The 19277-nt window shown below is 63.0% G+C and carries 18 protein-coding genes and 1 tRNA gene; 3 read left to right on the top strand and 16 right to left on the bottom strand.

The genetic code is table 11. The features are described from left to right. The 16 genes from IEY55_RS03920 to IEY55_RS03845 all read right to left on the bottom strand — a co-directional run bounded on the left by IEY55_RS03920 (nt 1) and on the right by IEY55_RS03845 (nt 14688). Nucleotides 1-2934 carry a tape measure protein gene (locus tag IEY55_RS03920; RefSeq protein ID WP_189053930.1) on the bottom strand — a complete coding sequence of 978 codons (2934 nt, stop codon included), beginning with the start codon at nt 2932-2934 and terminating at the stop codon, nt 1-3. After that, on the bottom strand, nt 2927-3328 hold the full coding sequence (locus IEY55_RS03915; protein ID WP_189053928.1) for a Gp15 family bacteriophage protein: 402 nt from the start codon (nt 3326-3328) through the stop codon (nt 2927-2929). Before IEY55_RS03915 ends, IEY55_RS03920 begins: the two co-directional genes overlap by 8 nt. After that, entirely contained in the window at nt 3325-3639 is a 315-nt protein-coding gene (locus tag IEY55_RS03910) for a hypothetical protein (protein ID WP_189053926.1), read from the bottom strand. Before IEY55_RS03910 ends, IEY55_RS03915 begins: the two co-directional genes overlap by 4 nt. Before the next feature lie 72 nt (nt 3640-3711). Then, nucleotides 3712-4338, bottom strand: a complete 627-nt coding sequence (locus IEY55_RS03905) for a phage tail tube protein (RefSeq protein ID WP_189053924.1) — start codon at nt 4336-4338, stop codon at nt 3712-3714. A 15-nt stretch (nt 4339-4353) separates the two neighbouring features. Further along, entirely contained in the window at nt 4354-6072 is a 1719-nt protein-coding gene (locus tag IEY55_RS03900; protein WP_189053922.1) for a phage tail tube protein, read from the bottom strand. Further along, nucleotides 6062-6487 carry a hypothetical protein gene (locus IEY55_RS03895; protein ID WP_189053920.1) on the bottom strand — a complete coding sequence of 142 codons (426 nt, stop codon included), beginning with the start codon at nt 6485-6487 and terminating at the stop codon, nt 6062-6064. The genes IEY55_RS03900 and IEY55_RS03895 overlap by 11 nt, the downstream gene beginning before the upstream one ends. Continuing rightward, nucleotides 6484-6798 (bottom strand): hypothetical protein, encoded by a 315-nt coding sequence (locus IEY55_RS03890; RefSeq protein ID WP_189053918.1) that lies wholly within the window; start codon nt 6796-6798, stop codon nt 6484-6486. The genes IEY55_RS03895 and IEY55_RS03890 overlap by 4 nt, the downstream gene beginning before the upstream one ends. A gap of 333 nt (nt 6799-7131) precedes the next feature. Beyond that, nucleotides 7132-7560: a hypothetical protein gene (locus IEY55_RS03885; protein WP_189053916.1), complete on the bottom strand. Its 429-nt coding sequence runs from the start codon at nt 7558-7560 to the stop codon at nt 7132-7134. A 19-nt stretch (nt 7561-7579) separates the two neighbouring features. Then, nucleotides 7580-8590, bottom strand: a complete 1011-nt coding sequence (locus IEY55_RS03880) for a major capsid protein (RefSeq protein ID WP_189053914.1) — start codon at nt 8588-8590, stop codon at nt 7580-7582. A gap of 22 nt (nt 8591-8612) precedes the next feature. Further along, nucleotides 8613-9137, bottom strand: coding sequence for a hypothetical protein (locus IEY55_RS03875; protein ID WP_189053913.1), 525 nt, complete (start codon nt 9135-9137; stop codon nt 8613-8615). Nucleotides 9138-9170: 33 nt separating this feature from the next. Then, nucleotides 9171-9923 carry a VG15 protein gene (locus tag IEY55_RS03870; RefSeq protein WP_189053911.1) on the bottom strand — a complete coding sequence of 251 codons (753 nt, stop codon included), beginning with the start codon at nt 9921-9923 and terminating at the stop codon, nt 9171-9173. After that, a complete protein-coding gene (locus IEY55_RS03865; RefSeq protein WP_189053909.1) occupies nt 9920-11407 on the bottom strand; it encodes a phage portal protein in 1488 nt (495 codons plus the stop codon). The genes IEY55_RS03870 and IEY55_RS03865 overlap by 4 nt, the downstream gene beginning before the upstream one ends. A 20-nt stretch (nt 11408-11427) precedes the next feature. Further along, entirely contained in the window at nt 11428-13065 is a 1638-nt protein-coding gene (locus IEY55_RS03860) for a terminase large subunit domain-containing protein (RefSeq protein ID WP_229685965.1), read from the bottom strand. Nucleotide 13066: 1 nt separating this feature from the next. Next, on the bottom strand, nt 13067-13498 hold the full coding sequence (locus IEY55_RS03855) for a phage terminase small subunit (protein WP_189053906.1): 432 nt from the start codon (nt 13496-13498) through the stop codon (nt 13067-13069). Between the two features lie 87 nt (nt 13499-13585). Beyond that, complete coding sequence (locus IEY55_RS03850; RefSeq protein WP_268239272.1) at nt 13586-14584, bottom strand: GH25 family lysozyme; 999 nt, start codon at nt 14582-14584, stop codon at nt 13586-13588. Nucleotides 14585-14614: 30 nt separating this feature from the next. Next, nucleotides 14615-14688, bottom strand: a tRNA-Trp gene (locus IEY55_RS03845). 1270 nt (nt 14689-15958) lie between these two features. Here IEY55_RS03845 and IEY55_RS03840 point away from each other — a divergent pair. The 3 genes from IEY55_RS03840 (at nt 15959) to IEY55_RS03830 (ending at nt 18541) form a co-directional block, all read left to right on the top strand. Next, nucleotides 15959-16315 carry a hypothetical protein gene (locus IEY55_RS03840; RefSeq protein ID WP_189053902.1) on the top strand — a complete coding sequence of 119 codons (357 nt, stop codon included), beginning with the start codon at nt 15959-15961 and terminating at the stop codon, nt 16313-16315. Between the two features lie 74 nt (nt 16316-16389). Then, nucleotides 16390-16653, top strand: coding sequence for a hypothetical protein (locus tag IEY55_RS03835; RefSeq protein ID WP_189053900.1), 264 nt, complete (start codon nt 16390-16392; stop codon nt 16651-16653). 1342 nt (nt 16654-17995) lie between these two features. Continuing rightward, a complete protein-coding gene (locus IEY55_RS03830) occupies nt 17996-18541 on the top strand; it encodes an antirestriction protein ArdA (protein WP_189053898.1) in 546 nt (181 codons plus the stop codon). Nucleotides 18542-19277: the final 736 nt, after the last annotated feature.

Raw genomic sequence — 19277 nt, 5'->3', positions numbered from 1 at the left:
TCACCGTCCGGAGGTCTTGAGCTGCCACGCGATCTCACGCCCGATCTCGTAGGGGTTCGCGTTGGTTTGGGCATTGACCGTGATCTGAGGAGCCGCAGGGCTCGGACGGGAACCCCGGTCATCCTCCTCGAACGCGGGGACACGAAGCTGCTGGCGCAGGCTGCGCCCAAACTCCGCCATGCTCCCCTGCAAGTCACTGACGGACCGCTCCAACGATGACAAAGACCCGGACGCCATACCCACGGGCGCGCTCAACTCGCTGATCGCCGACGCTGGTGACGCGAGTGCCATCGGCGCGGGAGCCGTAAAGAGCATCATCGACCCCGCCGAGGACGGCAGTAGTGAAAACTCCGCTGTCATCGGAGCCGCAAACGGGTTCAATCCGCCGAGGAAATTCTTGACGGCACCCGCCGCACCCCGTACTTTGTCGACCAACCGGCCGATTGTGCCAATGACGGACTGCACTACATCGACGATCCTGCGAAAAGCACCCGCGATGGTTTCAACCACGGGTTGCAGAACACGAAAAGCCACGGCCAGCGCGCCAGCCAGCAATTCCGCCAATTTAGTGATCACGGGCATGAGTGGGCGCAGCACCGACGACAGCAGGTTCAGCATGACGCCAATGATCGGCGTCACCGCTGGAAGTAATGCCCCGATGAATTGCGCTGCGAGCTGCACCACAAGCGAGATGATCTGTGTGAAAGGCGGCATCAGGGGTCGCAGGGCGCTCAGCACCTGGCCAAAAATCCCAATGATCTGTACCGCAGGTGGGATCAGGATTTGGAGCAGTTGGACTCCGAATTGCACCACGATCGGCACGATTTCAACAAAAGCGCCAAAGAGCTGTTGAATGGCGCTCGTGATAATCGGCAGAACGGGACCCAGGGAGGCCGACAAGGTGCTGAACAGTGTGCTTAACGGCGGTAGCAATGCGCCCAACAATGTGGCCGCCAGCGACGCAACTACCGGAATGACCGGACCGAGCGCGCCAAGCAGGGCCACGAGTGCATTCGCGATCAACGGCAGGATGAAGGCCAGGCTGCCCGACAGGATGGTTGCGAGCTGCTGAAGAGCTGGAACCAGGACCGGTGTCAACTTTTCGATCAAGGAAACGAATTGGGCTGCGACCTGAGCAAGCAGCCCAGCGATGATCGGAAGAACGGGCTGAAGCGCTGTCGTCAGCGTATTGATCACATCTGCCAGGGGGCCGCCTAGAGCGGTAGCGATGGCGGTTGCCAGATTCTCAACCGACGCCCGAAAGGCGTCGTTTTGCAGCAGGACAGTTCCGAGAACACCAAAGAGGCCCAGCACGCCGATCTTCATTGCCCCGAACCCGCGTTGGGCCACGCTGCCCGCTGCCGACCCCAGCCGCTTGACTCCGCGGGCAGCGAGGTCACAGGCCCGAGAAAGGCCGTTAGCGAGCGCGACTTGAGTGGAATGTGCCGCACTCTTCAGGCGCTCCAGAGCACCAAGGGCGGTGACGCCAGCCCAGGTGCCAAAGTGGCGGAGCGCGTCCCCAGCGCGGATGACGCCAGAGCGCAGCGCATCCCAGGCGGAGATGGCCCCCACCCCGACCGCAGTCTTGAGGGTCCCCAGAGCGGAGACGGCGGAAGAAACCCCGGATCGCACCTTGTCGAGCGCGTTGGAGGCGAACACGTATGCGGTCGTCTGTGCCGTGCGGAAACCGCTACCAAGCCGCAGCAGACCCAGGCGGACACTGGTGATCGGATGAATCAACGCCTGACCGGCGCTATTGACTGCCCGAAAAGTGCTGTCGACGGCGCGGCCGAACCGTACGGAACTCCTGACCCCCCGATCGGTGTTGAACGCCCAGGACTTGAGTGCGGCCCCAGCCTTACCCAGTTTCTCCGACACTTGGCCGAAGAGTCCGATGAGTTTGCCGATGACAAGGAGGATGGGACCCAGGACCGCCCCGATGAGGAGCGCCTTCGCAATCCACATCTGCGTGGTCGGGCTCAGTTGTGAGATCCAGTTGAGGAGTCGTGCGAAGCCATCGATCAGGGGCGTCAGGAACCGCTCAATGGCCCCGCTGTTGCTCAGGTTGAGTAGTGCTGTGTTGAGGTTTTTGAATGCCCCCAGTAGCTTCTCATTGTTCGCCAGGAACGCCCCTCCGAATACCATGTTCATCTGGTTGTGGAGGATGTTGAGCTGGCCTTGCAGGGTGTTGGCGTTCGCGATCGCGCGTCCGGCGAAGTCGGGGTCGGTGTTCAGGTAGTTGACCAGCTTCGGTAGGACATCCTGGGAGAGAAGCTGTCCCTTCTGGGAAAGATTCTGGAGGTCTTGGACCGTCTTGCCTGTAGCCTTGCCCAGAATCTCCCATGCGGGAATGACCTCGCCCATTTGTTGGGTCATCTCTTCCGCGCCGACCTTGCCCTTCTGCCACATTTGGACGAAGGCGACGAAGACGCGGTTTGCCTGGTCTTGGTTGAGGTGATACTTGCCCGTGAGGTTGGCCAGAGCACCCATTACTTCCGCGACACGCTGTGCGTCGCCGGAAAAGATGCCCATGAGGCGCATACTCGTGGTGAGTACGCTGTTGTATTCGACACCCCAAGCGTTGGCGTCCTGGTAGAGACGCCGCACGAACGCATTCGCTTCCTGGGCGGACAGGCCGAATTGCTGGTACATGTTGACGGCCTGGTCCACGGACTTGGCGATGTCCCACCCCTTGCGTGCCAGATCACCCACCGCCAGGGAGAGGGGAGCGAGGTACAGGGACGCCTGAACACCAAGGTTCGTGATGGTGGTGGACACAGTGTTCAGTGCCCGGGAAAGCCGGGACGAGAGAACCCTCTCCGCGTCCGCCGCGACACGGCGGACCGCTTGTTGGGTTGCTCGAACAAAAATTGTCTCGTCGCCGAGCTTGATTTCCACGAAACCGGTGGCGAGCTTGTAGCCACGACTAGCCATCTCGCCTCCCGCTGAGCTTTCCGATAAGCGATGCAAGGCCCTTGCCCTGCCGCTGGTCGGCGACGCCTGGACGCTTGATGGGCGTGGGTTTGGAAACTGGGTTGCGCTTCGCGCCGTTGGCTTGCAGGAGCGACCCGAGGAGATAGTTTGTGACCTGTGCGGCTTCGATGAGGGTCGCCATCAGGTGCATGTCCAGGGTCCAGGTGGGCTCCTGTTCACCCCGCACGGCACGCATTAAGTGAGAGTCGTAGGGGAGCCTGTGAAGAAGCGCGTTGAACCGTCCCCAGGGCAGCGCGGCCGTGCCGAGGGCACGAAGATCGAGCCCATATATCGCCAAGAAGTCGGCGTCAATCTCGGCCGCGTACTGCCGCAGCAGTCCAACGAGCGCGATCATTCCCCCGGCGTCACGCCCTGGTCCTCCGCCAGGTGCGCCAGCACGAGGAACACATCCATGGCGCGTCCGCCAGCGTTTCGGAAACGCGGGTAGTCGTCGCCCAACACGTGCCGGGCCACCGTCACCATGTTGCGGATGTCGGGCTCGTCTCCGGCCTTGGGCATCGCCTCAAGCGCCTCGTCCGGCCACAGTTCCACCGGGGGAAGACTGAAGACCTCGCCGGCAAGCTGGAACTCGATGCGGTGGGCGGCTTCCACAATCGGTGCGCGAAGGGTCTCCAGCTTGAGGCGTGCCTTGTTTGGCTGAGTCATCGAATCTCCAAGAAAGAGGGCATGAAAAAGGGGAGCCCCTGCGCCTGGGCTCCCCGAGAGATCAGGGCCTGATCAATTGTCGCTGGTGTCCGGCGGCGGAGCGGGCGCGGCGAGTTGGTCATCATTGGTGTAGATCGACAGCAGCGGGTGACGACTACCGAGAGCCTTGATCGTCATGCCCCACGTCACTGCATCACCAGCGGTGAACTTGGGAGACTCCAGCTCCGTCACCTGGGAGCTGGGCAGCACGATCCGGTACACGCGCTCCGTGCCGCTCGGGAGGTGGCCGTCCCGGAACTCGAAGACACAGATCATCTTCTTTCGGGCGACATTCGCGCCGACGTCCAGGCTGTGAACACCCGTGTCGGTCGTGACGTCTGCACCGTAGAAGAGGCTCAACGCTTCCCGAGAGGTCTCCAGGGAAGCAATTTTGAAGGTGGCGCTGCGACTCTTCACGATCGAGCGGACGATTCCTCCTTGCCAGGAGGGGATGTCCTCAATGTCGTCATCGAACTCGTGCTCTACGGCGTCCTCAGACAGGAAGCCGAGGTGCTGGAAGTCGGTGTCAGCCAGAGCGACGTCAACTTTCTTCACCTTGTCCTTGAGCGTGTCATAGCGGGTGCCGGTCTCGTCATCGGCGAAGTAGATCGCACCGGTCGTGGCGACGCGGACCGCCGCGTTGTTGAAGCTGTAGACCATATAGTCTGTCTCCGGTCAGGCGGGAAGGAGAAACGTCTGCGTGTTGGAGCGATAGGTGGGATCGCTCGGCGTGGTCGTGGCCACCACCTGAACCGCCATGCGGTCACCGGGCTTGGCCTGCCAGCCATAGGACGGGTGCTGGAGCGTGAAGGACGTCTCATGGCTGTCAGGGGGCAGGTTCGTCGTGACTGTGGTGAGTTGCGAAGAGGTTGCCGGTCCGTACAGGACTGTCCAGGAAGTCACGGTGGGAGGGGTCAGCTCCGTGAGCTGCCATCGGATCGTGACCGTGGTGTCGGTGAGGTCAGCGGAGCTGATGTCCTGAAGAAGTGCGCCACCGTAGCCGGCGGTGAACGCCAGAGGCGAGGAGGACAACTCTGTGCCGTCGCTCATCTGTGCCAGGACGGAGACTGTGTAGGTGGTGTGGGGTGTGCACGTCGCGGGAATCTCGCCCGTCCACTGTGTGGTGTCCCCTGGCACGAGGGCGATCGGATCGGGTAACGCGGAGATCCGCACCTCGTACTGGTTCACGGTCGTGCCGCTCGCTGGCTGCCACTCGGTCGTGAGTGTCCGTGCCATACAGGAGGCGTGGACGAGGGTGGGGGAGGTGAGGCGTGCCACCCGAAACGGCAGGCCGTTGGAGGAGGTGGTCCCTCCGTCTCCTTCCGCGTCGATGCGGAGTAGGAGGTCTCGGCCCCAGAGTTCGGGGAAGGGGTCCAGTGAGAGGCGGGATTCGGCGACCGGGGTGGAGGTCTCCCCGACGTCGTGGACAGCGTCCGGTGTTGCTGGGTCCCACACGCGGAACACCCATCGTGTGGCGCTGGTGGGTTCGGTGTGCCAGTGCACGGTGAGGTCATGCTTGGTGGTAACCACACTGGACACGAGCGGGGTCTTGGGGCGCGGAAAGGTGCGGATCGTGTGCACTGCACGGTCCGACTCCCAGCCCTGGTAGGTCTGCGTGGCGGTCACGGTGATTTCCTGGTCAGGGGGGAAGTCATGGAGATCCGCCCACCAGTAGCCGTCCGGGCCGACTGGAAAGGTGCCTCGCTGCCCGTCGCTGGTCTCGACGGTGACGGTCGCGCCCAGCATCCCGAGCCCACCCACCGTGTCCCAGGGGCGGACTCTGCCTGTTCGGCCCACCAGCTCCGGCAGGAAGATTCGGGGAGGGGCCACCCCATGTCCCTGGGTAACGGTGGGGTCGTTGGTCGACCACGTGGCGAGATACCCCGCGTTGTCCATGGCCTTGAACGTGATGCCCCACTTCACCATGCCACCGGGCGTGAACTCGGGTGCGTCCAGCTCGGTGACGTGGGCGTGGGGAACGAAGAGACGCCATTGGACCGGCCCGTCGTATATGCAGTAGAGCAGTGCGTAGCACGGGCGTCGGGAGTATCCGTTGGTGACGGTGAGTACGACGTTCAGCTCGTTGCCCTGGGCGTCGCTGCCGTAGAACATGCCCACCGTGGTGCCGCTGGTTTCCAGAGCAGTGAACTTCATGGTCAGCACGCGGCCACGGATAATCTGGGAGACATTTCCCCTGGTCCAGTTGGTGATCTCCTTGACGTCCTCGGAGAACTCGTGCTCGAACCCGTCATCGCTCAGCAAGCCCACTGACGAGAACCGTGCAGGAATGGGAAGGCTGGCGTCCGTGGCCTGGGCAACCTCCAGTGGACTCAGGTCGTCAGTGGAGAAGTAGACCTCCCCAACTCGTCCAATGCGGACACTCTCACGGTTCATGTGACTCCAGGGCGCGCATGTAGACGGCGACGGTGGAGATCCACCGATGCTCCGTGGATACCCCGTCGGGGAAATACTGGGGTCCGCTCTCGACGAAGACCTTGGTGATGCGGGGCAGCAAGGTGCCATCTAGCGCGGTGTAGGTGCGGTTCTCCAGGTGGGCGACGAAGAGCCACCCCAGCGCTGCCTGAAGGGTGTCCTGCGCCAGGGATCGGGACGTGCACCACGTCTCGATGCTGAACCGGGCGTAGTCGATGGCGGGTGGCCGGTAGTTGCCGCCGTAGCGCCGTACCACCAGGTACGGCGCGGACGGTTCAGTGACGGGAAAGTCGGTGCCGGACGCGAGTTCCGGCATCTTGTCCCGGAGGTAGGCCAGCACGGACGCCTCGGCATCACCGAAGACGAACGGCCTCACTCGATCACCGCCGTCAGAGCATTGGCCATCGTGTGATGCGGCGGTGTCGGACCGAAGGGGGAGTTCTTGGTGCCCCACTCGATGTGCGCGGCGGCAGGATCATCGGAGCCCACGTACACCACGGCGGCGTCGGTCTGCTTCTGTCTGCCCCCGCTGATCCGGAAACTCGCGGCGTAGTCGCCGCTGCGGACCGGTGCGGTGGCCTCGCAGCGCGCCTTGACGTCGCGGGCCTTCTTGCCTAGCACCGCATAGGCTTCTGGGCTCTGGAGGATAGCCTTAACGCCGGCCATGCTCATCTCCACTCGCGCCATCGGTCCATCCCTCCACTTCTCTCAAGCGCACGGTCAGGTGGCTCACGCCGCCCCAGTTCCGCCTGGGCTGGACGGCCTCCACGTCAAAGCTGTGCGTCTTGTACGTGACGCGGCAGTGGTAATCAATGGGTACTTCGGGGGAAAGCAGGAGAAACCAGGTGGTGACAGCGGTCTCCCGGTACTTTTCCTGTTCTCGCCCCGCGGTCATGTATAGCCGGCAGGGGTGCTGGGCTGCCAGCTCACGTGGATAGCTCGTTGTGCGGTTGCCATAGCGGTCAGTCGCCCACCGGGGACGCCACACGGTCACGACGTCCCGCAGGAGGTGATGAGAGATCACCGGTAGTACCCCCACTCCCGGTGGACCAGTGGGGACCAAGTGGCGCGGTCGGTGTCGTCGATCTCCAGAGGAGTACGGACCGTTGTGGCGGCTGAGCGCCCGACAGCGCGGTCCACCATCCGTTGTTCGTTTCGGGTCAGCGACATCCCAGCGACCGAGGTGGACGCCCTCCGGTAGGAGTAGTCGCCCATCTGCTCCGACGTGATTCCCAGGGGGTTGAGGTAGCACCGAAGGGCCACGCTCACACACACGACCCGCAGCGCGGGGGGAAACGACGGCGGCACGGCGGGCCACCCGAGATGAGTGAGGATCAGCGTGGTCGCGTCCTCCAGCAGGGCCACTGCCCGACCGCGCTCCGACTCCAGCAACGGGGCGGACAATCGGGCCGTAAAGTCCTCCAGGGCAGCAAACGTTGACATCACCATCGCTGCCTCCAGGAAAGGCTCAGCGCGTGGCCGACGCGGTGAGCTTGACCGTGGTCTTCAGGCCGCGCACCTGCGTGGCCTTGGACAGCAACACGGCAGGGTCGGTGATGCCTGAGACATCCTCCTTCGCGGGGATGTCCTTGACCTCACCGATTCCGGTGTAGACGTTAATCAGGGACCGGTCGGTCGCTTGCTCGAAGTCGTAGTCCCGGATGTAGCGCAGCGCCACGCCGTTGGCGGACAGGGACGTCGAGTAGGTTGCGCCCTGCGGGTTGGCGGGGGCCATCGACACGAGCTGTAACGCCGACCCGTGGAAGGAATAGAAAGCGTTCTCGGGGACCGCGTTGGACGACAGCAACGTGAAGCCGTACAGGCGGCCGATGACGGCCTCACGCAGAGCGCTCGCGCTGCCGGACTCGTCCACCTTGGTCAGGTGCGGGTCAGTGAGAAGAATCCGCTCGATCTCGCCACCGAGCACGGCGTAGCGGCCAGCGGTCGGAACATTCTCGGCGTTCAGGGCCTTACGCAGCGACGTCAGGTGTCGCCGGATCAGCGCGGCCTTCGCCTCATCATCGGTGACCTTGGACAGGTCCAGCGTGCCGCCATCACCGAAGCTGGCCTCCATCTTGGTGGCCACCATGTCCTCATAGTCCTCGGCAATCGCGCGGATCTGCGGATCGATGACCTGAGTGGCAAACGACTCGACATCGAGGGTCAGCATCTCGTCCGGCAGGTTGATCGCGCTGTAGACGTTGTCGGCCAAGCGAACCGGGATGCTCCACTCGTTGAGGACCGACCGCTCAAACGTGCCCGTCGCGCGAAGAGCACGCCGCTTAGCCTTGAGCTTGGACGGCCGCTTGACGTTGATCGTGTCGCCCAGAGCACCGCGAAACTCGCCTTCGGCGTGCCGATCAAACAGGCCCGGAAGGATGAGCCGGCGCTCAAGCAGGCTGAGAGCGGTCGCGGCAAGCTTCGCGTCCTGCTTGAGAAGACCATTCTCGGCGCGAGGCATTGTTGGGGAAATAGCCATACGAATCCTTGGGGTAGATCACTCACAGGACGGTGCCGCGCGTGAAGACCTTCGCGGCAAGGGCGTCCGGATCAATGTCGTCATCGGTGTTCGGGGCTGAGCCGCCGGACTGGAGCCTGGCCACGGGCGCGCTGCGCAACGTGGTGGAGTTCTGCGTGGTGACGAGCTTGGACAGCCGCTCCGCAGCAGAGCGCATCGTGTCCTCATCGCCCGCCAAGAAGCCCGCCAGATCCTCCGACAGGCGGTACTCCCGCAACACCCGCTCACGCGTTAGCTCCGTCTTCAGCTCCAGCAGCTCCGAACGGGACGCCTCCAATTGCTCAGCCAGCCGTGCCACCTCAGACGTGCCGGTGTCCTCCAGCTCCTTAGCCCGCTGGGCCAGGGGCTCGACCTGGCGAAGTTTGGTGCGGTAGTTCGCCGCCTCCTGGCGGGCCTGACGTAGCTCCCGCTGTGCCCACTCGGGCAGGGCGTCAACACCGGTCGGCTCCGGGGTGGCCTCGGGTGCAGCCTTCTCAGCCGGGGTGGGCTGCTCAGTCGTGTCGGTCACGTTGTCCTCCTGGGACCGGGGTAGCCGCCTGGGCTACTCGTTTCGATGCGCATACAACTCGCGGCGGAAGTCGTTCAGACGCTTGTTTTCCTCGGCCGCGTCACGGTGTGCTCCCCCACGACCCTCAGAGGCGGTCCACAGGTTCGCGTACTCCTCGGAGATGGATGGCCACGCCTGGCTGCGTCGCCACATCGGGCGCGGGTAGCACATGCAGTAGTCGTGCGCCCGGAAGCCAGCGGTGGCCCGGGTGCGGTACATGGGGCCTCGGCTGGCTAGCATCGCGCAGAACGCGCACGCCCGAGGGGACGCGACACGGAACCATCCCCGGGCGTGCTCGTCCTGGCGGACGTTGGACGTGATCTGGTCCCGTCCCGCGTTGAGGACATGACGTGTCACCGCGCCTGCCGCGCCCACGAGTCCGTTGTCCATGGCCCGCTGGAGGGGGACACCGTGCTGGATCGCCTGTTTGATCGCGATGGGTCCCGTGGACAGCAGCGAATCGAAGAGCTGGCCCACGGGCAGCTCTTCAACCTGACTGGAGATCCACCCACTAGGGATGTCCTCCGACTCCCTCAGATCCCGGTAGTAGCCATCCGCCAGGCGGGCGGCCTGGTACCGGTAGGAATCGACCAGGCGGACCAACGCGGCGACCAATCCCGGGAACGATCGGTCCAGATCGTCAGGGTCAAGCAGGGGCCACAACGCGGTGAGGTCGCGAATCGCCGAGGCCCGAAGGGCGAACTGGTCTTGGTAGTAGTCCTGAGAGAGCGTGTCGGCCGTGGTCACGTATCTCTCTTCTTCTCAGAGGGGGTCCCGTGGCCGTCCTCGGCCGTCGTGGGCACCCCCGGAATGTTGGTTCCCGGACGGGCCTTATCCCGCCCAGCCGGGCGGGCCTGCCTCGCCCCAAGCGTGGCGGCCTGGGAGTCCAGCATCCCGAGCATGGTGCGCAGGGAGTCCGCCTCCTGGGCCATCTGCTTCCATGCCGCAACGTCGGAACTCGTAACGCCCGGAACCCGCTCCCAGAGCGCTTCCGGGGGCACGTGAAGCATCTGGGACAGCTTGCCCAGAGCATCCACAGTGGAAGCCATGGAACGCGCCTCGGTGTCGCGCCAGACGATCCGGTTGTCGTACTGGGACTCCGCGGTCGTCGCACCGTCGGCCACGACCGCCAGGCGCATGACCTGAGCCCACGCCTCACCAAAGACGGTGCGCTTCTCGGTGACCTTCCGCTGGAGGCCCGCCTCAGAGGCAGCCAGCGCCTCAGCGGACATATTGACGATGTCACCCAGCAGGTATACGGGAGGCACCTGCGAGATGGCGCTCATGTGTTTGACGGTCTCGTTGATCGCCGCCAGGATCTTCGTAATGTCCGACTCGGCGAACTCTCCAAACTTGGTGTCCGTGGAGTCGGACACCCACAGGCGATTCACGGCCGCGTTGAACGGCTCGACGGGACGGCCCGTGGCCGGGTCTTCAGGAATTACCAGGCCCGTGGCCCACCGTTGCCGAAAGCTCGCGTACTGCGCGATCATGCTTTCGGACAGAACGAGGTTGTTGAGCCGGTCCTGGGTGGGGATCAGGGACTCGATCTCCCCAGCGGGAGCCACGTTGGGGGACAGGCTGAGCGTGTTGCGCATTCGCACCACCGGGCACACGCCCAAACCGTGCGCCTTGGTCTCGACCAGCTCAAACGAGTCGAGATCGATTGCCACGCCCAGCGCGTAGTCACCAACGTAGGTGTGGACGTTGGTCGCGTCGTACAGGTGCACCTTGGATCGCTTCGTACCCGTGGTGTAGTCGATGCTGTGATGCAGCGCCCATACCGGCCACTCGTCGTGAATGGGGTCCTCATACAGGGCGGTCATCGCCAGCGGGGACACAGGACGGATGACCGGGGCCTTGTCGCCCGGGAGAACCAGGATGTAGGAGACACCATAAGAGAGGGCGTCACGGTGCGCGGAGTGCTGCCACGCATCCATGGAGTTGCGCCGCCAATACTCCCAGGCCGAGTCATCATCGGGCGAGTCCGGCTTGCGGTACCCCTCCACATAGAGCTGCTGCGCCACCGCCGTCACGATCAACGGCAGGAAATTCAACACCGACTGCTGGAGCAGATTGCGATATTCGCGGTGGGCGTGCTTCGGCACATAGGGCGGGTCATGCTTCCCGGTCAGATACGCCTCAATGTAGGAGTATCGCTGATACTCGTCGATGAACCGGCCGAGCGACCGTTCCAAGGCATCCCGCAATCCCGTCGAGGGGGCCACCATGATTACCCCCTCCTTCGGGGCTAGAACAAGCCAACCAACCGCCCAGGACGAGTGGACTTCCATCGTTGGAGCACACCCTTTTCCAGAGCGATACGTCGCGCCCTCCGTGCGATCACCAAGGCGACAGCAGCGTCAATCTTGCGCTCACTGCCCCGGCTTTCCTTGCCGATGCCGATGCCGTACTTGTTTGGGCGACGGCGTGCGTTCTTCAAATGGCGAACCAACGCCGGATGCTGGTGAATGGTGATCGCGCCGTTGCGGAACGCCGCCTCGGTGGCCTCCGCCTCAGCGGTGAAGTCCGCCAATCGGCCGCGCATGTCGAAGCTGAAGACGCCCTTGGGCGAGACGGCACAGAACACCCGGTCCCGATAGGCATCCGCCCAAGAGTCCACGTAGGACTCCCAGTAGGCGAGGTCACAGCCCATCGCCGCGACCCGGAACCGGCGAAACGCCGCGTGGACAGCAGCGTCCACCTCGTGGCGTGGGACCTCCCAGCCGTCGTAGCCTGGGAGGTCCGGCCGCTCCCATACACCCAGCAGCTCACCGTGGCCGGTCTCAATGTCAGTCGCGACCAACGCAGTGGCGTCCTGGGCGCGGGACCCATCAAAACCAAGGGCGACCATCCGACCGTCCTCGATCCGCAGCTCGGTGACGGCTTGGTCCACCTCGTGCGGGGCAAGCCAGGCATCCTCCGCAGCGATGATGGTGTTGAGGTAGAACCTGCGGGAGTCCGCTGGAGGGGTGGCCGGGTCGTAGATTTCCTCCACGATCCGCTCAATGTCGAGCCAGGTGGCATCCCCCCGGACGTCCTCCAGCGCGGCACGAAGCGTGGCCTCATCCGCCAAGTCCATGACGGGGATGTCCGACTCAACCGAGTCGTAGAGGATTCCGGTCGTGCGAGAGCGGCCTTCCTCCTGCGCACGAAACGCCTCATAGTCCAGCTCTGCCACCGACTGCTCACCAGGAGCGAAAGCGTTGGTGGTGACCAGCATCCGTGCGGCACCGCCCCGGCTCTTGCCCAGGTTGCGGCGCAGGACTCGCGCGAGCTTGTGGCCGCCTGTGCTGTCGGTCCAGTGCTGCGTCTCGTCGGCCAGTACGAACGTGGGCCTCGCGCCTTCCAGCGTGGCGAAGGCAGCGGTCACGGGCTCCAAACGGCGTTCGTTGTTGGCCCCCGCGTAGATGCGGGTCAGGCCGGAGTCCACCGGGATACCGTCGATCTCTTTACGGTTCCCGATTAGTCCGCGTGCCATGTCGAAGGCGTTGGCGGTCTGCTTCTCCGACACGGCCGCAAACTGGACCCAGGCCGTAGGGTTACGGCCCGCACGCCAGGTGTGGGCGGACCGGTCATAGACAGCGCGGCAGGGTCCGAGAAGTTCAACGAGCGCGATCGCCGCGCCCAAGGGTCCCTTGCCCCAACCCTTGATGCGCTGAATGATCCCCCGCCGGTACAGCCACTTGTGGCCGTTGTTCGGGTCGGTCGCATACCACCAGGCAAGGAAACGCTTCTGCTCTGCGGTGAACCGCCAGGGTTGGCCCGCCACCGGGCCATCCGGGTAGAGGAGATACGTCTCTGCCCAGCGGACCACTGCGCGGGAGACGAGCATCTGTTCCGGGGGCGGCAAGGTGTGCGGCAGGTTTCCTGTCTGGATCGCCACCATGTCAGGTCATCCCGGCGAACGGGTCATCCTCGACCGGCTCAGGCTCGCTCCTGGCTGCGGGACGGACCTTCAGCCCAGCGCGTACCCGGTCCGCATGGGCCATCAGCAGGGACGATTCCTGCTGCCGGATCTCCGCCGCGTACTTCAACCGCAGCGAGTGATCCTCAAGGGACAGCGAATAGAAAGCGTCCTTGAGCAACAGCAGGTCCTTGACCCGCTGCCAGTCCGAAGGCTGGTACATCTGCGCCTGGGGACTGCGGAGAATCGACACAAGCCACTGGCGCGTGCGGTCCTTCAACCGGCTGACGTCGCCGAAGTCGGGCGCGGCCGCCAGGTGCTCCCGCAGCTCCTCAACCTCCGCTGCGGCCTGGTCCCGCCGAGACTCGTTACGCCGTCGACGGGTCTCCTTCGGCAATGGGCCATGACCAGCCATGACTCACCTCCGGTGGGCTCGAACGGGAGCCCACCGGGGGCTCATCGATGTGCTCAGCGCCTCGCGCGGCGGTGTTGAATGGGGACGTCAGGGACGAACGAGCCAGTCACCGGCCCGGATGAAACTGGGGTTGGCGATGCCATTGCGCGAGGCGATCGCGTCCACCGTGGTTCCCCAGCGCTGCGCCAGTGCCCACAGCGTGTCGCCCGGCTGGATCTGGTAGCGCTCACCGCCACCACCTCCGCTGCCGGAGCGAGGCACCTGGATCACCTGGCCTGCGAAGATCCGATTGGGGTCCGCTATCCCGTTGCGCGCGGCCAGCTCGGCCACCGTGGTCCCACGCGCCGCCGCGATACCCGACAGCGTGTCACCCCACTGAATCCGGTAGCTCTCCCAGTCGTCCGGCCGGGGAGTCGGCGGAGGCTCCGGCGTGGGCACCGGCGCCGCCTCACCGAGAGTCAGGTGATCCAGCTCGACACCGTTCACCGTTACGTTGCGGTCTACATTGCCCGGAACCCCGCGGACGGTGCCCCGGCTCGTGTGCTGGTGCAGCCCCAGCCGGGGGTGCCAATACCCACCCGTGTCGCCAGGCTGGCCGTTGTAGAGCGCCAACCAGACGAACACGTCCTCATCCGTCCACTCGTCCGGACGCAGCATCGTCCGCCAGAAGTTCAGGTTCGCATAGACCGCGACCTTCCGAATCCCGGTAGTCTCGCGGAACACGCGAATCCACTCCGGGATGAACGAGTTAGCCTTCCCCGCGTCCCAGTAGATCTGATCGGTGGGGGAGTGCTCCACATCCAGCATCGGCAGCAGCGAGCCTGACTCGAACACGCCCAGCTCCCGTCCCATACGGACGAAAGCGTCAACGTTCGCCTCGACGGTGTTGTCCGGATCGGCGAAGTGATAGCCACCGGCACGAACACCGGCACCGCGAGCACCGTCCACCTGGGACCGCGCCTTCGGATTGCGGTAATAGTCGCCCTGCGTCAACTTGACGCTGGCATACGTGATGTTGTGGCCGCGGACCGCCCCCCAATCGGCCACGTCGTTCCAGCTCGATACGTCAATGCCGTAATACAACATTTCTCCAGGCGAAAGTCTGCCTACGCTCTGCGAGGAACCGAGGACTCGAACCTCATCCGTCCGGTTTTGGAGACCGGCCGTGCTCCCTGCTACACCAGCTCCCCACGCTCCGGATTGCAACAAGGCTCGACGGAGCGAACATGCTTCGGAGGAACTACCCCTTTAAGGCTCCGCATACGGCGGAGCCAAGAGAAAATAATCAGCTCTAAGAGGCAAGCCTTCAAGGCTTGCCCTAGTTCTTAAGTAATCTAGGGCTTCGTCCTTCAAAGACGAAGCTAGTAGTAGCTAGTAATCTAGCTATTAGTGGTAGTAACTAGTTACTAGGGGCGAAGCCTTGAGGGCTTCGCCCTATTAGCCTCTCAACTAGTAAAGAGGCGCAAGAAGTGCCGACCAGTGCACCAGGTGACGAAGGACACAAGGAGATTGGTTCGCGCGCCTGCGCGTTGGATGACGTTTTCGCAGGGTACCCCCTGTGCGGGCGTGGGATGGGAGACCCGTACGCGGGTTTTTTCGCTATGCCAGGCGGGGCAGAGAGGGAAACGGGAGGGGGGTATCCCCACCTACCCCGAGGGGGTACCGGGAGCCTCGGCGGTCCTGAGTGGACGAAAGCAGGCATAGGGCTAGGGGGTAAGGGTGTTCGAAATCGAAACAACTTGCGTTTTCTTGGTCAAATCGATGACGCGAAGAAGGACGATCAATGATGTGAGGTTGAAACTATTTGAGATGCGAAGAGGAAGGTGAAGAACAACGTTGGAGGCTGAAAGTAAATTACTTTGAGTGACAGTGATGTGCTTAACAAACAGTGATGTTTGCGCAGGTCACATGCGCTGCATCACGAGCTCACAGCGTGTACGCAGGGTGATCTTCGGTCCCCCTTCTCCGGTCCCCCGTCTCCGCTCTACCCCCTTCCCGAGACGACTTCCGGGCGTGGTGGTAGCGGCAGAGGGCACGTAGGTTGCTCACCCCGTGGTTGTCCCCCCGTCGTATGTGGTCCACGTCCGTTGCCGGGTGCCCGCAGGGGGTTCCGGTGTCCCCCCGTATCCACTGGCAATGGTTCAAGTCCCTAGCCAGCACAAACGCACGCCGTGCCGGCCAGTCGGCGGGTAGTCGAGCCTTCCGATTCGACCTGTTCCAGTGTGGCACCGATCACACTCCGTTCTATCGACTAGACATGTCACGAGCGCGCCCCTAGCTTGTTTGGTGTCGCCAGTGGCGGACCACTGGACCAGGCGGACAGAACAAGCGCCACAGAGATCAGTCGTGCCCCGCCGCGATTCTTGGCGACGTGTGTTTTTTCCTTTCACTCATGCCGTAGAAAGAGCTGCTTCAATGCGCACACGGCCGAGCCATGTCATGACTGCTGCCCTACGGGTTGTGGCACCCGATGACCTTTACGTGCCACCCGAGCTAACGGATGGGATGAACCAAGAGAGGTTGCGTGAGATCGAGCGATCCTGTCTCCGGCGCGCGTGGTTCATGCTCGCCACCCGTGAGGGGGTGGAAGACGCGCTGATCAAGCTGACCCGCGACACCGCGTCAATGGACTTCTATACCCGCCAGATCGAGAGACTTCCGGGACCAGGACTCCGGCCAGCATCCGTGTCTGACGCGCTCCGCGCCGCACTGCTGTTGCGCTGGATCGAGTACAGGGACGCGTCGCACAAGTGGGCGGCACTGTTCAAGGAAGCTCGGGATGCTGCGGAAAGCCTGTCGCGGCAGGGGGAACAATGACACACATACCACCGGCCACCGGTGACGCTCCGGCATACGTCACCGCCATACAGGACGCGCTACACCGTCACGGCATGTACACCGTCGCCGCGAGGCGCAAAGACATTGTTGACCGCGGAACCGATGTGGACCGGGATACCTACCGCATAACGGCACTCCGGTTCACAGGGGCACTGACGTTCATGGTGAACATCCGATGTGACGCGCGAGACCGTTTCACTATTGCCACGATAGGCGGCAACTTGTTGCATATCGTGAGTGATGTTAAGTCGGCGTGGTCGGCAGCGCTAGAGGAGTTGTACGAGCAAATCACGATGGTTTGCGACTGGGAGCTGTGACGATTCAGTGGATACTGTCATCGTATTTATCGTAAGTCGCCACAGTACACCCCCCAAGCTTAGGGCCTTATGGCGCGTCAGTCGGTCGGACGCAATGAAGATTTGCGGTGATCCACGTACCGCGACCCGTAACCACATGCTGTGTTGGACCAGTCATGGGATCGAGGGTGAGGATTACGAGTTTATCCATGACAACGGGCGGTACGACGCGGTTCTGAAAGAACTTGGCATTGAGGTACTGCACTACATGAGGGGGTAGGCATACATGGTTGACATAGCACGCTTTGACAAGTATTGCGGTCCGCTGGTCGACGCTGACGAGCTTGCGGAGGAATGGTACGACGCGTTGACCTTGCTTGCCGAGCGTCCCACGCGGGAGCGCGATCCGGAAGCACGCGCGGAAGGTCTCGCCGGTGTCCTGTCCGCGGAGTGGCGCCACTGGTCCCATGCGGAGTGTCTGACGCGCCTTGACGGGTGGGAAACCGCCGTTGACGACTACGTGAGTGACACGGTGCGGGTCGACATCGTTGCTGTCGCCAAGCGGGTCACGGTTGAGACCGGTTGGAAGTGGCGTCGGTTGTGTACGGCGTTGCCCGGTGTGTATGCGGTGATCTCGGTGGGTCAGTACGCATCCTGTATCCGCGGGATCGTGTGGCTTTCCGATGATCCAGACCACGCCGAAGGTTTCCGGGAGCACGCGTTTTACCGGTGCCTCGACACGGCGGACGTGTCTCGTGTTGCTGTTGGGTGTGCGTCGTGCGACTGGGAGTACGACACCGGCGAAAGTGGCTCGTTTGACTGGGTGACCTTGACCCGTGACGAGTGTCCGGACGGGTGCCCATGCGGCGACTCACTAGACGCTCCGCATTGTCCGGAGTGCGGTAGCACCCGGGTTGGGTTGACCGTTTACTGAGAGGAAACCCGAGTGAGCGGGATGATTTGCACTGACTACGCCGTGACCCTACGGCACGACAACGGCCTTATCACGATTACCGCTGCTGCGACCAGTCGGGATATAGCGGTACGCATGGTTCTCGCCTTCGAACGTGCGCCTGAGAGTGTGGTTGTTCGGGTTCAGCGTCGGCCGATCTGTGACTATTGCGACGTAATGGCTATGCGCATCGGTGACGGTGTGCCTTTGTGCGTGTCGCACGCCCGGGAGCTCTACGCCCGGTGGCGACAGGACACGCGCAAGCTCGGCATTCGGAGCTTCGAAGAGGCGTAACCGCGTTACATCCGGGCCGTGATGGTCAGCCCCGGTCGATTGGTCGGCCGGTTGCCCGGGGCTGGTCACCCTGGCCAGGGGTGTCCACTTTTCGTACTTGGTGATCTGGGAGAATTAATGGATACTCCCCAAATCTATATCGCCTCACTCGCCGACTACACGGACGGCTATTTGCACGGCGAGTGGGTCGACGCTGACCAGGACGTAGACAGCATCCGATCGGATATTGAGAGGATGTTGAAGGCGTCCCGGTTCCGGGACGCAGAGTACGCCATTCACGACTACGACGGCTTCTATGGCCTGTTGCTGGACGAATGGGAGAGCCTCGACCACGTCAGCGCGATCGGTCAGGGCATCGCCCAGCATGGCCCAGCGTTCGCGGCATATGTCCACGTGCTCTCCAACAACGCGGGTGGTGTGTCACGTATCGATCTCGACGACTTGAGCAAGTTCGAGGATCGGGCACGTGGCGAGTGGAACAGCTTTAGAGACTACGCGGAAGACCTCGCGCGAGAGTTTGGGTACTTCGAGGTCTTGGACAAACTGACTGATGTAACCCACTACTTCACTTTTGATGTTGGCGCATTCGCTCGCGATTTGGAGATGGACACGGACTCCTGCGAGATCGCCGGCCGCGTGTACGTGTTCGATCTGAATGACTGAGGGGAATCATGTACGTCCTTCCCGACTTTGGGGAGCAGTTGACCGTGTGGTGGTACGACGAATCCGGAGAGCATTGGATCACGGGCGCCGTGACCGTGGTGTGCCGTGATGCGGCCGACACTGCCAAGGCAGCCGCTGTCCAACTTGCCCGCGTCGACCCCCGGAAGCCGTGCGAGTGCAATCGGGATCAAGTGGAACACACAATCGAGCATAACCTAGAAACCTGTTGCGGCAGGAATGTCCGTTGATAAATGGATCGTACGGACCATGCGCCGGTACGGCATCGATCGCTGCTCCGCCGTGCGGTTGCTGGTCAGTGAGCTAGCGTCACGTCGGCTCAACGTTGTCAACGGGATTGTGAGGACGAACACAACTTTACAAACCATCACGCGGTGATGGGATAGACCCCTGGGGTCTACGGCACGGCAAGCGCCATGCACGGGTAGCCACTCCCGAGCATGGCGCTTGTTCGTGTTTCCAAACACGGTGACGGTTCGGGGGCTGGCGACGCGCGATCAGAGCAAGTGTGCACAGGGTAGACGAGACGAGGAAGTCAAACAGCGTTTAAAAACGCCACAGAACCTAAACTGCAAGAGTGTTGGTGTGATGCCACCGGAGGAGGGGGTTGGGCTCGTGGTGAGCCCGTGGGGGTCAGAAACGAGATTTTGGGGGATGTTTCATGGCAGCGAGCAACAGAAACAGAATCATAAGGTTTCGCTCGGTGATCCAGTGGATA

It is taken from the genome of Longimycelium tulufanense (assembly GCF_014645795.1).
Classification (GTDB): domain Bacteria; phylum Actinomycetota; class Actinomycetes; order Mycobacteriales; family Pseudonocardiaceae; genus Longimycelium; species Longimycelium tulufanense.
The sequence above is the reverse complement of the archived record's forward strand: the minus strand, read 5'-3'. Positions and strand labels throughout refer to the sequence as shown.

Excerpts from the sequence above, each read along its gene's own strand:
- IEY55_RS03920 (WP_189053930.1), bottom strand. The coding sequence starts at position 2,934 with ATGGCTAGTCGTGGCTACAAGCTCGCCACCGGTTTCGTGGAAATCAAG.
- IEY55_RS03915 (WP_189053928.1), bottom strand. The coding sequence starts at position 3,328 with ATGATCGCGCTCGTTGGACTGCTGCGGCAGTACGCGGCCGAGATTGAC.
- IEY55_RS03910 (WP_189053926.1), bottom strand. The coding sequence starts at position 3,639 with ATGACTCAGCCAAACAAGGCACGCCTCAAGCTGGAGACCCTTCGCGCA.
- IEY55_RS03905 (WP_189053924.1), bottom strand. The coding sequence starts at position 4,338 with ATGGTCTACAGCTTCAACAACGCGGCGGTCCGCGTCGCCACGACCGGT.
- IEY55_RS03900 (WP_189053922.1), bottom strand. The coding sequence starts at position 6,072 with ATGAACCGTGAGAGTGTCCGCATTGGACGAGTTGGGGAGGTCTACTTC.
- IEY55_RS03890 (WP_189053918.1), bottom strand. The coding sequence starts at position 6,798 with ATGGCGCGAGTGGAGATGAGCATGGCCGGCGTTAAGGCTATCCTCCAG.
- IEY55_RS03885 (WP_189053916.1), bottom strand. The coding sequence starts at position 7,560 with ATGGTGATGTCAACGTTTGCTGCCCTGGAGGACTTTACGGCCCGATTG.
- IEY55_RS03880 (WP_189053914.1), bottom strand. The coding sequence starts at position 8,590 with ATGGCTATTTCCCCAACAATGCCTCGCGCCGAGAATGGTCTTCTCAAG.
- IEY55_RS03865 (WP_189053909.1), bottom strand. The coding sequence starts at position 11,407 with ATGGTGGCCCCCTCGACGGGATTGCGGGATGCCTTGGAACGGTCGCTC.
- IEY55_RS03860 (WP_229685965.1), bottom strand. The coding sequence starts at position 13,065 with ATGGTGGCGATCCAGACAGGAAACCTGCCGCACACCTTGCCGCCCCCG.
- IEY55_RS03855 (WP_189053906.1), bottom strand. The coding sequence starts at position 13,498 with ATGGCTGGTCATGGCCCATTGCCGAAGGAGACCCGTCGACGGCGTAAC.
- IEY55_RS03850 (WP_268239272.1), bottom strand. The coding sequence starts at position 14,584 with ATGTTGTATTACGGCATTGACGTATCGAGCTGGAACGACGTGGCCGAT.
- IEY55_RS03835 (WP_189053900.1), top strand. The coding sequence starts at position 16,390 with ATGTACACCGTCGCCGCGAGGCGCAAAGACATTGTTGACCGCGGAACC.
- IEY55_RS03830 (WP_189053898.1), top strand. The coding sequence starts at position 17,996 with ATGGATACTCCCCAAATCTATATCGCCTCACTCGCCGACTACACGGAC.